We start from the raw sequence: 11,737 nt of genomic DNA on the forward strand, positions 1-11,737 counted from the left end.
CCGGACGTGACGGACTTCAGGTGCGCGGTCGCGAGCCGGGAACGCGGCGACGAGCTCGCCGGCACGGCCTCGACGGTCCGCAGCTACCTCCTCGTGGAGCACCCGGGGCCGTGGGGTGCCGAGGCGCTCCGTGACGCCCGCCTCCCTGACGGCCTCGGCGCGCGGCTCGCCGAGGACGCCCGCCGCCACCGCGTGCGGGTGCTGCTCACGCGACGGCCGGGGCGGCGTACGCCCGGGCAGGGCACGCGGGTCTTCGCCGCGCGGGCGGCGGGCGCGGACTCCTGGCTCGAGACGACGGTGCTCGACCGGATCGACGACGTCACCGGGCTCGACCTCGCTGCGCTGGGCGCCGGCAGGTCCCTCGGCCTCGAGCGCGTCGACGCACCGCTGCTCGCCGTGTGCACCCACGGGCGCCACGACGCCTGCTGCGCCGAGCTCGGCAGGCCCGTCGCGCTCGCCCTGGCGGACGGACCCCACGCCGATGCGGTGTGGGAGGTGTCCCACGTCGGGGGCGACCGCTTCGCCGGCAACCTGGTCGTGCTGCCGCGCGGCCTCTACTACGGGGCGCTCGAGCCGGGGTCCGCCCGGGCGGTCGCCGACGCGACGCACGCGGGGGAGGTCCTGCTCGACCACCTCCGCGGCAGGTCCGACCTGCCGATGGCCGCTCAGGCCGCCGACGTGGCGCTGCGCCGCGAGCACGCCTTGGTCGGCCTCGACGACGTGCAGGCGACGACGGTCCGCAGCGACGGCGAGCTCACCACCACCCGCTTTGAGGTCCGCGGACAGGGACTGCTGGACGTCGTCGTGCGCCGGGTGCCGGGCGAGGGCTCGCACCTGCTGACCTGCTCGGCGCGTCGCGAGGGCGCCGCACCGCGGCACGAGGTGGTCGAGGTGCGGGCCGGCTCCTAGCCCAGACGGTCCTTGAGGTCGGCCGGCTCGAAGTCCTTGTCGGGCGCGGGCTGCCAGGCCACCGTCTCGGCGACGAGCCGGGGGCGGCCCTGCTCGGCCGCCTCGAGGTTGCGCGCCGCGCGGTTGGCCTGGGCCTGCTCACGCTCCGCGACCGCCTCGGCGTCGCGGGCCTCGACCCGGGCGTCGACCAGCTCGCGGTGCAACGCCTGGACCTTGGCGGCCTGCGCCTGGATCTCCTCCGGCGGGGCCTCGGCGATCACGAGCCGCTCGAGGCTGTCGAGCGCCGACTGCTCGCGCCGCTTGAGCGCCTCGACCGTCGAGCGGGCGGCCTCGGCGGCGTCGTTGGCCTGGACGGCCTCCAGCGCCTCCTCGGCGGCCTCGCGGCGCAGCTCGCCGAACGTCACCTGGTTGGCGTTGGCCGCGACGAGCTTCGCCCGGTCCTTGTCGGGGTGGACCCCGGCGTACTCGCCGAGCGCCTTGATCAGCTCCCGGGTGCCGGCCCGCCGTGCGTCACGCAACTCGATCTTGGCCTCGAAGCACGCCTGGTAGGCCTTCCAGTCCGACTCCCACGCGTCGGCCTGCTTCTGCGTGGCGCCCCCGGGGAGGGTCTCGACGGGCGGCCAGATGCGGTTGTCCCGCACCTCGAGGCCCTTGCTCTCCGCGAACGCGCGCAGCTGCTCGAGGCCCTCACGGTGCCGGCGGAGCACGTCGCTGTAGGCGTTGATGGCGCGACCGAGACCGCGCAGGTTGTCGCGGACGCCGGCCGACTCCTCGTGGCGCTTGGCGGCCCGGTCGCGCAGCGTGTCGGCGGCCTCGCCCGCGAAGACGTCCTCCGACAGCGTCGACGTGCGCTCGAAGCCGTCGACGGCGAGCTCGACCTTGGCGGCGAGCCGGCGCACGGAGTCGCCGTAGGCGTCGACCTTGTCGGGCTCGGCCCAGTGGTAGTGGCACCCGATGGGGTCGCCGAACTGGAGCGCGTCCTGCTGGGTCTCGATGCGGTCGACGGCGATGCGGGTCATGGCTTCACCTGGTCGAGCTTGGCGGCGAAGGTGGCGGCCTCGCCGACCATGACGTCGAGCTCGTCGAAGTCGATGATGGAGTCGTCGATCGCGCTCGCGATGGAGCGGCAGCGCTTCGCGACCTGCTCGGCGTCCTCCACGAGGCTGCGCACCCCCTCGACCATGAGGTCGCGCCAGGGGAAGTCGTCGGCGGGGTGGTCGACGTCGCCGAGGGCGGCCTTCAGGTCCTCGCGGGCGGAGTCGAGCTCCTCCTTGGCGCCCCGCAGCGCCCGCTGGTTGATCGCGATCGGCCTCATGGCGACCTCATGCCCCGATGAACGGGGGCGAAACCACAAGTCGTGAAGTTGTGAACGACCGCGTCCCGGAGGTCTGGACCAGCACCTCCGTGGGGGTGGGCGACGGGTCTCGGGGACGGTGTCGCGGCCTCAGCCGGCCGGCGGGCGGTACGCCCGGAGCAGCCGGACCGTCCACGCCACGGTCGCCAGGACGTACGCCCCGACGAGGGCGGGGATGACAGCTCCCGGGAGGTCGGCGCGCCCGGAGGTGCCGACCCACGTCATCAGCACCACGACCGCGAGGAGGAGCGCGCCCGTGAGGGCCGAGAAGCCGTCGAGGTCGTCGTGGAAGCGCACCCGGAACTCGGCCCTGCGCTCGGGTGCGAGCCAGTAGTCCTTCGTCGCCCGCGGCATGTTGAGGAGCGTGCCGTCGCCGCGGGTCGCGGCACGACCCAGCAGCGGGATGCCCGCGAGCACGAGCAGGCCGACGAGCCCCATGCCGACCAGCAGCGAGGTGCGCGAGGACCAGTCGTCGACGCGTCCTGCGGCGTCGAGGTGCGACGGCACTCGCGCGGGCAGCACGGCGGCGGCCCACACCAGCGCCACGGCGTACGCCGTCGACACGGTGACGAGCGCGAGGCGTCCCGGACGCACGGGCTCAGACGTGTCCGCTGAGCTGCGCCAGGCGCAGCTCGAGGCGGTTGAGCAGCTCGGTCGCGGCCTTCTCCGGCATGGCCGAGCGCTTGTCGCCACCCTGTGCGCAGACCGGGAGGACGTCGATGGACAGCTTGGCGCCGCCCGCCAGGGCGCGCAGCTCGTCGAGCTTGTCGCCGAACGGCGAGCCGCTGCCCGGGGAGTAGTAGCGCACGGCCGCGTCCACGTCGTCGGCGAAGAGGTCGGCCTTCGTCACCGCGACGACCAGCCAGGTGGGTCGCTCCCGGCGTACGGCCATGCTGGCGATGCGGTGGGCGGTGATCGCCCAGTCCTCGAGCTCCGCGGCGAGCTGCTCCTCGCGGGTGGCGAGCGCGGCGCCGGTGGTGCCGCCGGTGCGGCGCGGGGTGGCGTACCCGTGGGCGACCACGTGCAGCACGCCGTCGACGGGGTCGTCGTGGAAGACCTCGTCGAGCGCCCCGAGGCGGGTCGCCGCGTTCTCGCCCGGGACCACCCGGAAGCGGTAGCCGCGCAGCCGGGCGGCACGGCGCGTACGCCTCTCCATCACCGCGGAGCCGACCTCCTGGCCGGCCTGCTCGGACGTCTGGGAGCTCGCGCGCCGCGACAGCCGGTCGGCCAGCCGGGTCTTGCCGACACCCGTCATGCCGGTCACCGCGACGGTCGGGTAGCGGTGCCGGAGCAGGCGCGAGGCGCGTTCGGGGGCCTGGGAGAGCGCGGCGAGCGCACCCCCGGCGATGGTCGTGCCGAGGGCTGCCCGGCCGTGCCGCAACGGTGACTGCATGCGCCCATCCTCCCCGACGGCGGGTCGTGTGCCGCGCCGGCCGGTGTCCGGGTTGGCCAGGCCACCACCCATCTTGGACAATGGCGAGGACCCCTGATCCCGCGCGAGAGGCCAGCTCCCACCGACATGGACACCGAGAACCGCCCCGTCCTGACCGGGCTCATCGCCCTGGTCGGCGTCGCCGTGGCCATCGGCCTGCTGGGTGGCCTCGCCGTTCTCGTGGGCGTGAAGGCCACCGGCATCGGTGAGACGACTGCCGCCCGCGACGACAGCGGTGCGTCGGCGACGTTCAACCTGCCGAAGCCCAGCGAGACCAGCAGCGAGAGCGCGACCCTCGACCCGGTCGAGACCACGCCCGGCAGCGAGACGACGAGCGAGGCCCCCGCCGACGGCATCGCGCTGACCACCGCCCAGGAGTCGGTCTCGCCGATGCAGCAGATCACCCTGACCGGCACCTACCGGGGCGGCGAGGGGGCGATCCTGCAGGTGCAGCGCATGGAGAACGAGTCCTGGACCGACTTCCCGGTCACGATGTCGGTGAGCGGCGGCACCTTCTCCACCTACGTGCTGACCGCCCGCACCGGTCCCAACAAGTTCCGCGTGGTCGACACCGACTCCGACGCCGTCTCCAACGAGGTCACGGTGACCGTGGGCTGAGCGCCGCGTCCTGCGAGCGCGTACGCGCGACGTCGACGCGGTGGGTCCAGTAGCCGACCCAGCCGGTCCCGGCCAGCGCGAGGAGCCCCACGACGAGGCACGCGGTCGCGAGCGGGGCGACCGCGGCGACGGCGCTGACCAGCACCGGGCCGCCGGTGTTGCCGATGTCGCCGCACAGCCGCCACGCGCCGAGGAACTGCGAGCGGCCCGCGGTCGGTGCGGCGTCGGCGCCGAGGGTCATCACGATGCCGGCGCCCAGACCGTTCCCGGCCGCGATCAGCGCCATCACCAGCGCGACCGACCACGCGGCGGTGGCCAGCGGCAGGAGCAGGCAGGACACGGCCATCGACGCGACGACGGGCACCGCCACGTGCATCCGGCCGCGGGTGTCCATCAGCCAGCCGCCCGGCCACATCAGGGCGACGTCGAGCGCCGCTGCTCCGGCGAAGATCAACGACGTCGTCGACGCCGACAGGCCGACGTGGTCGGCCCACAGCGGCAGCAGGCTCAGCCGCAACGAACGGCTCATCCCGAGGATCACCACGGCGCTGCCCAGCGTGGCGAGGACGCGCCGGTGGTCCCGGATGACCGTCCAGACGGAGACGTGGCCGGTCACCCGCGCCTCCGCGCGCCGTTGCTCGCCGAGGTCGGGCATCAGCCCCGCGAGCAGGGCCGCCGCGACCGACATCGCGGCACCGAGCCAGAAGACGCTGGAGATCCCGGAGAGCTGGATGATCCCGGCGCCGACCAGCGGCCCGACGAGCACGCCGATCCGGTAGGAGCCGCCGAGGAACGACATCCCTCGCGCCCGGTGGGTCACCGGGACGACGTCGATCATGAACCCCTGCCGGGCGATGAGGAAGAGGGTCCAGCAGGTGCCGCTCAGCAGGACGCCCACCGCGAGGCCGACGACCGAGTCGGTCAGTGCGGCGAAGACCATCGCGCAGGCGTCGAGGAGGCCCGCGGCCACCAGGGCACGCCGCTCCCCGATCCGCGCGATCAGGGCACCCGACGGCAGGCTCGCGACGAGCTGGCCGATGCCGAGGAGCGCGACGATCGCGGCTGCGACGCTGACGTCGGCGCCCAGCTCACGTGCCCGGATCGCGAGCACCGGGAGGATGGCGCCGTGGCCGATCGCGGAGACGATCGAGGGGCCGTACGCCACCAGCGCGATGTCGCGGAAGCGGAACGCGGCGTCCCCCGAGGTGCTCACCCGCACACGCTACGCGCGGTCTCCGGGGCCACCGGGGCCGTACCCCCGTGGTGGATCCGAACCCGGTGGAGACCGTCGCACCGCACCCGTAGGCTCGCCGCGTGGCTCCCGAACTGCGCACGACCGACGCCCCGCTCGCCCCGATCGACCTCCCCGGGGGAGGTGACTGGCTGTCCTGGGTGGCCGAGCGCTGCGAGGCCGAGCTCGCAGAGGCGCAGCGGCAGGTCGGGCTGGTCAAGGCCGGCTCCTCCGACGCCCCGGTCGTCCTCGACGCCTGGAACAGGGCGGAGACCGCGATCGCCAACGCCGAGTCCGTCGCCCTGTGGGCCGAGGTCCACCCCGACGCCGCCGTCCGCGACCGCGCCGACGAGCTGAGCCAGGACGTGCAGAAGTACGTCACCGAGCTGGGCCTCGACCGCGACCTGTTCGCCGCCCTCGACGGCCTCGACCCGGCCGGGCTCGACGACGACGCGCGTCGCGTGCTCGACCACACCCTGCGCGACTTCCGCCGCTCCGGCGTCGACCGCGACGAGGCCACCCGCGACCGGCTGCGCGAGCTCAGCGAGCAGGGGGTGAAGCTGTCGCAGGACTTCGGCCGCCACATCCGCGACGACGTGCGGTCCATCCGCATCGCGCCCGAGCGCCTGGCCGGCCTGCCCGAGGACTACCGCGCCGCCCACCCGGCCGACGACGACGGGCTGGTCACCCTCACCACCGACTACCCCGACCTGGTGCCGTTCGTGACCTTCGGCTCCGACGGCGACGCCCGCCGCGAGCTGTCGCTGGCCGCCAACAACGTCGCCTGGCCCGCCAACGACCAGGTCCTCCAGGACCTCCTGGCCGTGCGCCGCGAGACCGCGGAGCTGCTCGGCTACGACTCGTGGCCCGACTACGACACCGAGGTCAAGATGATCGGCAGCGGCCAGGCCGTCGCCGACTTCATCGACCGTGTCGGCGACGCCGCCAAGGAGCGCGCGGGCGAGGAGGTCGCGGTGCTGCTCGAGCGCAAGCGGGCCGACGTGCCCGACGCCGACGCGGTGATGACCTACGACTCGCGCTACTACGGAGAGCTGGTCCGGCGCGAGCAGTACGACGTCGACGGCCAGGTCGTACGCACCTACTTCCCGTTCGAGCAGGTCCGCCAGGGCCTCCTCGACGTCACCGGCCGGCTCTTCGGGCTGGAGTGGACCCCGGTGCCGGCCGACGAGGCCCGCACCTGGCACGACGAGGTCGCCAGCTACGACGTCGGCCTCGGCGGCACCCGGATCGGCCGGATCCACCTCGACCTCCACCCGCGCGAGGGCAAGTTCAAGCACGCCGCCCAGTTCGACATGGTCAAGGGGATCGCGGGCCGCCAGCTGCCCGAGGGCGTGCTGGTCTGCAACTTCAACCGCGGCCTGATGGAGCACGACGAGGTCGTCACCCTCTTCCACGAGTTCGGGCACCTCGTCCACCACGTCCTCGCCGGGCAGGGCGACTGGGCCCGCTTCTCCGGGGTCGCGACCGAGTGGGACTTCGTCGAGGCGCCCAGCCAGATGCTCGAGGAGTGGGCGTGGGACGCCGACGTGCTCGCCACGTTCGCCCGCAGCGCCGCCGGCGAGACGATCCCGGCCGACCTGGTGGCGGCGATGCGCCGCGCCGACCACTTCGGCAAGGGCCTCTACGCCGTCCAGCAGATGTCGTACGCCGCGCGGTCCTACTGGTTCCACGCCGGCCCGCACGACGACCTCACCGCCTACGGCGACGAGCTGCAGCGTCGCTACTCGGTGTTCCCGCCGCTCGAGGGCGCGCACATGCACTGCGCCTTCGGCCACCTCGACGGCTACTCCTCGGGCTACTACACCTACATGTGGTCGCTCGTCATCGCCAAGGACCTCTTCTCCGCCTTCGACGACGACGACCTCTTCGCCCCCGACGTGGCCCACGCCTACCGCGACAAGGTGCTGGCGATGGGCGGCCGCAAGGACGCCGCCGACCTCGTCGCCGACTTCCTGGGCCGGCCCTACTCCTTCGACAGCTGGGCTGCCTGGCTCGCCGAGTAGTCCGCCCCCTCGTAGGTGGTCGAGTGCCGAGCGAGGCTCGGTGCAGGTGGTCGAGTGCCGAGCGAGGGACGAGCGAGGTGTATCGAGACCCGGCCTCGGGTGTAGGTGGTCGAGTGCCGAGCGAGGGACGAGCGAGGTGTATCGAGACCTGTCCACAGATCGCGCGACGCGCCTGTCCCCGAGCAGGCCCGGTCTGTGACTCTCGACAGGTGACCGCTTACGTCTACATGCTGCGCTGTGCCGACGGCTCGCTCTACGTCGGCAGCCCCCGGTTGCTGGAGGCCCGCGTGCACCAGCACCAGATCGGGATGGGCGCGGACCACACGAGGAACCGCAGACCGGTCGAGCTGGTCTGGCACGAGGAGTACGAGAAGCCGTCCCAGGCGTTCGCCCGCGAGAAGCAGGTCCAGAACTGGAGCCGCGCCAAGAGGCTGGCGCTCATCGCCGGGGATTACGAGGGCCTGCCTGCGCTGGCGAAGAAGGACTTCACCGACAGGTAGGCGGTAGGAGTGGGTCTCGATATGCCGGCTCGCTGGCGCTCGCCGGCTACTCGACCACCTGGGCCAATGTTGGTGGTCGAGTGCCGAGCGAGGGACGAGCGAGGTGTATCGAGACCCACCTGGGGGTCCTCCTACGAGGTGGTGACCGAGGCGTCGTCGAGCACGAAGCTCGTCTGCAGCGACGCGTCCTCGTTCATCAGGAAGCGGACGGTCACGGTCTTCCCGCGGTAGGCCAGCAGGCTGTGGCTGAACTGCGTGTAGGTCGCGCTGGTCCCGACGTTGCTGAAGGTCTTCAGCGTGGTCGCCGTGCCACCGCTGACGACCTGCACCTTCAGGGTGTCGTACGCCGTCGACCCGGACTCGGCGGTGTCGGTGCGGATCCAGTAGCCGAGCGAGGCGGCGGTGGCGTTCGCCGGGATGGTGACCTGCTGCGAGACGTTCTCCGACGACGTGCTCCCGTTGCCGCCGAGCCACGCCTTCCACGTACCCGTGCGTGCCGGGCGGCTGCTGTTGCTGGTGATCGGGCCGGACGTGCCGCCCCAGCCCGTCGCGCCGGACTCGAAACCGGGGTTGGCGAGCAGGTTGGTGCCCGTCGGCGGCAGCGTGGTGCCGAAGTCCTTGTCGGCGTAGAGCCAGACCATGTGGCCGATCATGTCGAGGTTGCGGTCCAGCGCCGTGGTGTTGATGTTGGAGATCGTGTCGCAGGAGCGGTGGTAGCAGGGGTCGAACGCCTGCCCGGCCGTCCCGCCCCACTTCGACGCCTGGGCGGAGGTCTTCGTGGTCTCACCGCCGGAGTACATGCCGGTCGTCGCGATGCCGTAGCTGCGGAACGACGCGTGGTCCGAGCGGCCCTGCACGTCGATGTACTCCCACGGGATGCCCTTGGACGTGTAGTACGCCGTCATCGCGTCGCGCGCCCCGTTGCCCACCGGGTTGTCGTCGTAGACGAAGTAGCCCGGGTTGGGCGAGCCGACCATGTCGTAGTTCATGTAGAGGTCGATGCGGTCCTTGTCGGCCGTCGACAGGTTGCGCATGTAGTGGTTGGAGCCGAGCAGCCCCTGCTCCTCCGCACCCCACCACGCGAACCGCAGGTGGTTCTTCGCGGTGTTCCCGCTCGCCGCCCAGGCGAGCGCGGCCTCGAGGATCGCCGCGGAGCCGGTGCCGTTGTCGTTGATGCCGGGCCCGGCCGAGACGCTGTCGAGGTGGGCACCCGTCATCACCACGTGCTCCGCGTCGCCGCCGGGCCAGTCGGCGACGAGGTTGTACGACGTCCCCGAGGACGTCGAGAACTGCTGGACCTGCGTGGTGTAGCCGGCGGCGTCGAGCTTGGCCTTCACCCAGTCGAGCGAGGCCTTGTAGCCCGGCCTGCCGGTCGCGCGGTTGCCGCCGTTGGCGGTGGCGATCGACTGGAGCTGCTGCAGGTGCGCGGTGACGTTGGTGATGCTGAGGTCCGGCGAGGGCGCCGCGGCGGCGGGCGCGGTGCCGACGGCGACGAGGGCACCCGCGACGAGGGCGCCGGCCGCGACGGCGGACAGGGCGGGCGTACGGAATGAGCGCATGTCTTCTCCCGAGAGGTGGAATGGGTGAGGGGACGGGGCAGCAGAGCCGCCCCGCCCCCTCAGGAGCTGCGTGACGTCAGGAGACGTTCAGCGCGGTGTCGTCGACCACGAAGCTGGTCTGGAGCGAGGAGTCCTCGGTCGACGTGAAGCGGATGGTGACCGTCCGCCCCTTGTACGCCGTCAGGTTGTGCGAGTACTGCGTGTAGGTCGCGTTGGTCCCGACGTTGGTGAACGTGCGCAGCGTCGTGGCGGTCGAGCCGTCCACCACCTGCACCCGCATCCGGTCGTACGCCGTCGAGCCGGACTCGGCGGTGTCGGTGCGGACCCAGTACGACAGCGTCGCCGCCGTCGCGGAGGACGGGATCGTCACGGTCTGGTTGACCGTCTCGGTGCTGGACGAGCCGTTGCCGCCGAGCCAGAGCTTCCACGAACCCGAGCGGGCCGGGCGGCCGGTGTTGTTGGTGATCGGTCCCGCGGTGCCGGTCCAGGTCGTCGCGCCGGACTCGAAGCCGGGGTTGCCGAGGAGGTTGCCGCCGGTCGGCGGCTCGGTCGGCGGCGTGGTGGTGCCACCGCAGGTCGGGTCGGCCGACTGCGCCGGCACGTTGACCGCGTCCCAGGCGTTCTTCACGGCGTTGAACTGGGCGCAGGTGCTGTCCAGGTTCTTCGCCGCGGTGAGCGTCCAGGTGCGGTACTTCGGGTAGTTCGACGACGAGGTCTTCATCAGCATCGCGTTGTAGAGGACCTTGATCGCGGCCTGCTCGCCGATGCCGGTGGTCGAGGTGCCGTCGCACTTGGAGACGCCGCCGCGGGAGAGCAGGTAGAACCAGTGGTCGCCCGGGCCGGCGGCCGCGTGGACCTCGGCGTTGGGGATCGAGCTGGTGTAGCAGGACGGGTCGCCGACGTTGGCCGGGTTGGAGCCGTCACGGATCGGGCCCTGACCGACGAGGTTCACCTCCTCGCCGACGGTGTGGTCCGGGCTGTCGTACGGCGCGGACTGGCCGTCGTAGTACTCGGTCGCCGCGGCCAGCGCGTCGCCGATGAACTCCTGCGTGCCGCCACCCGAGATGCCGCCCGGGGTCTTGTCGTCGACGCCGTGACCGAACTCGTGCGCCACCACGTCCATCGCGGAGATCCAGGCGCCGGCCTGGTTCTTGCCGATCTGGACCTGCGTGCCGTCGTAGTAGGCGTTGATGTCGTTGAGACCGACGCGGATCGGCACCCAGCCGCCCGAGCCGTTCATGCCGTTGCGGCCGAGCCACGACGACATCATCGCCTTCATCTGCTGCGCGGCGTAGAGGGCGTCGACGCAGCCGGTCTCGCGGTTGGTCGCGTTGCCGTTGCCCCACACGTCGTCACTGCCCGTGAAGGTGGTGTTGTTGGCCGCGTCCTGGCAGCGCAGCGTGGTCGCCGTCGGGTCGGTCATGGAGAACGAGCTGCCCGAGCCGCTGGTGGCGATCGGGAGTGGGTTCGGGCCGGAGTAGGCCGCGGTGCCGGAGCCGTGCGCGATCTGCTCGCGGGACTCGAGGACCTGGCCGTTGGTGGCGTCGACCCAGACCTTCTGCCACGAGACCTCGCCGGCGTCGGTGCCGCGCACCTCGACCTCGTACGCCAGCCTGGTGCCGGCGTCGCGGTGCCAGATGACCAGCTCGGGCGCCGAGGCGTCGCTGACCTCGTCGACCTGGCCGCGGGCGACGCTCGCCGCCCGGTCCGCCGCGACCTTCGCGGTCGTGCTGCCGATCTCGACGGGCGCCTCCTGGGCGACCGACGAGCCGACGACCCGGCCGTCCGAGTCGGCGAGGACCACGAAGTCGCCGCCGACGACCCGCAGGCCCTCGTGGGTCCGCTCGTAGGCCATCGAGTAGATGCCGTTGTCGCCGTCGAAGGTGCCGGTGCGGACGAAGCTGTCCGCGGTGGCGCGCTCCAGCGCGTTGCCATGGCCCTTGACCCAGGCGGTGGCCGCCTGCTGGGCCTCGAGACGGGGGTTGCCCGCCGAGGGTGCGGCATCGGCCGGGGTGGCGGTCGGTGCCAGGAAGGACGCAGCGACGGCTGTCGCTGCGACACCGGCCAGTGCGGCCAGTCGAGTTGTCTTCACAAGGGTTTTCCAATCATG

At 72.4% G+C, this 11,737-nt stretch carries 11 protein-coding genes; 4 read left to right on the plus strand and 7 right to left on the minus strand.

Annotation, left to right across the window (positions count from 1 at the left end):
* The first annotated feature begins 6 nt into the window (after positions 1 to 6).
* Positions 7 to 909, plus strand: a complete 903-nt coding sequence (locus tag F4692_RS21770) for a sucrase ferredoxin (protein WP_179619286.1) — start codon at positions 7 to 9, stop codon at positions 907 to 909.
* On the opposite strand, the gene F4692_RS08680 is transcribed toward F4692_RS21770, so the two are convergent.
* The 4 genes from F4692_RS08680 to F4692_RS08695 all read right to left on the minus strand — a co-directional run bounded on the left by F4692_RS08680 (position 906) and on the right by F4692_RS08695 (position 3,656).
* Complete coding sequence (locus F4692_RS08680) at positions 906 to 1,928, minus strand: hypothetical protein (protein ID WP_179619287.1); 1,023 nt, start codon at positions 1,926 to 1,928, stop codon at positions 906 to 908. The genes F4692_RS21770 and F4692_RS08680 overlap by 4 nt on opposite strands.
* Entirely contained in the window at positions 1,925 to 2,224 is a 300-nt protein-coding gene (locus F4692_RS08685) for a hypothetical protein (RefSeq protein ID WP_179619288.1), read from the minus strand. The genes F4692_RS08680 and F4692_RS08685 overlap by 4 nt, the downstream gene beginning before the upstream one ends.
* Before the next feature lie 129 nt (positions 2,225 to 2,353).
* Complete coding sequence (locus F4692_RS08690; protein ID WP_179619289.1) at positions 2,354 to 2,857, minus strand: DUF1648 domain-containing protein; 504 nt, start codon at positions 2,855 to 2,857, stop codon at positions 2,354 to 2,356.
* A 4-nt stretch (positions 2,858 to 2,861) separates the two neighbouring features.
* Complete coding sequence (locus F4692_RS08695; protein ID WP_179619290.1) at positions 2,862 to 3,656, minus strand: nucleoside/nucleotide kinase family protein; 795 nt, start codon at positions 3,654 to 3,656, stop codon at positions 2,862 to 2,864.
* A 126-nt stretch (positions 3,657 to 3,782) separates the two neighbouring features.
* On the opposite strand from F4692_RS08695, the gene F4692_RS08700 reads away from it, so the two are divergent.
* A complete protein-coding gene (locus F4692_RS08700) occupies positions 3,783 to 4,313 on the plus strand; it encodes a hypothetical protein (protein ID WP_179619291.1) in 531 nt (176 codons plus the stop codon).
* On the opposite strand, the gene F4692_RS08705 is transcribed toward F4692_RS08700, so the two are convergent.
* Entirely contained in the window at positions 4,294 to 5,526 is a 1,233-nt protein-coding gene (locus tag F4692_RS08705; RefSeq protein WP_179619292.1) for an MFS transporter, read from the minus strand. The two genes, F4692_RS08700 and F4692_RS08705, sit on opposite strands and share 20 nt — an antisense overlap.
* Before the next feature lie 101 nt (positions 5,527 to 5,627).
* Here F4692_RS08705 and F4692_RS08710 point away from each other — a divergent pair, with 101 nt between their 5' ends.
* Both F4692_RS08710 and F4692_RS08715 read left to right on the plus strand, forming a co-directional pair.
* On the plus strand, positions 5,628 to 7,568 hold the full coding sequence (locus F4692_RS08710; RefSeq protein ID WP_308645222.1) for a M3 family metallopeptidase: 1,941 nt from the start codon (positions 5,628 to 5,630) through the stop codon (positions 7,566 to 7,568).
* 209 nt (positions 7,569 to 7,777) lie between these two features.
* Positions 7,778 to 8,068: a GIY-YIG nuclease family protein gene (locus F4692_RS08715; protein WP_308645223.1), complete on the plus strand. Its 291-nt coding sequence runs from the start codon at positions 7,778 to 7,780 to the stop codon at positions 8,066 to 8,068.
* 131 nt (positions 8,069 to 8,199) lie between these two features.
* Here the strand turns inward: F4692_RS08715 and F4692_RS08720 are convergent, their stop codons facing one another.
* Positions 8,200 to 9,627, minus strand: coding sequence for a M28 family metallopeptidase (locus tag F4692_RS08720; RefSeq protein WP_179619293.1), 1,428 nt, complete (start codon positions 9,625 to 9,627; stop codon positions 8,200 to 8,202).
* A 76-nt stretch (positions 9,628 to 9,703) separates the two neighbouring features.
* Positions 9,704 to 11,719: a M4 family metallopeptidase gene (locus F4692_RS08725; RefSeq protein WP_218858370.1), complete on the minus strand. Its 2,016-nt coding sequence runs from the start codon at positions 11,717 to 11,719 to the stop codon at positions 9,704 to 9,706.
* Between the last annotated feature and the right edge of the window lie 18 nt (positions 11,720 to 11,737).

Origin of the sequence: Nocardioides cavernae, assembly GCF_013410035.1 — a bacterium.
Classification (GTDB): Bacteria; Actinomycetota; Actinomycetes; order Propionibacteriales; family Nocardioidaceae; genus Nocardioides; species Nocardioides cavernae_A.

Coding starts and splice junctions, on each gene's coding strand:
- F4692_RS08680 (WP_179619287.1), bottom strand. CDS start 1,928: ATGACCCGCATCGCCGTCGACCGCATCGAGACCCAGCAGGACGCGCTC.
- F4692_RS08685 (WP_179619288.1), bottom strand. CDS start 2,224: ATGAGGCCGATCGCGATCAACCAGCGGGCGCTGCGGGGCGCCAAGGAG.
- F4692_RS08695 (WP_179619290.1), bottom strand. CDS start 3,656: ATGCAGTCACCGTTGCGGCACGGCCGGGCAGCCCTCGGCACGACCATC.
- F4692_RS08700 (WP_179619291.1), top strand. CDS start 3,783: ATGGACACCGAGAACCGCCCCGTCCTGACCGGGCTCATCGCCCTGGTC.
- F4692_RS08720 (WP_179619293.1), bottom strand. CDS start 9,627: ATGCGCTCATTCCGTACGCCCGCCCTGTCCGCCGTCGCGGCCGGCGCC.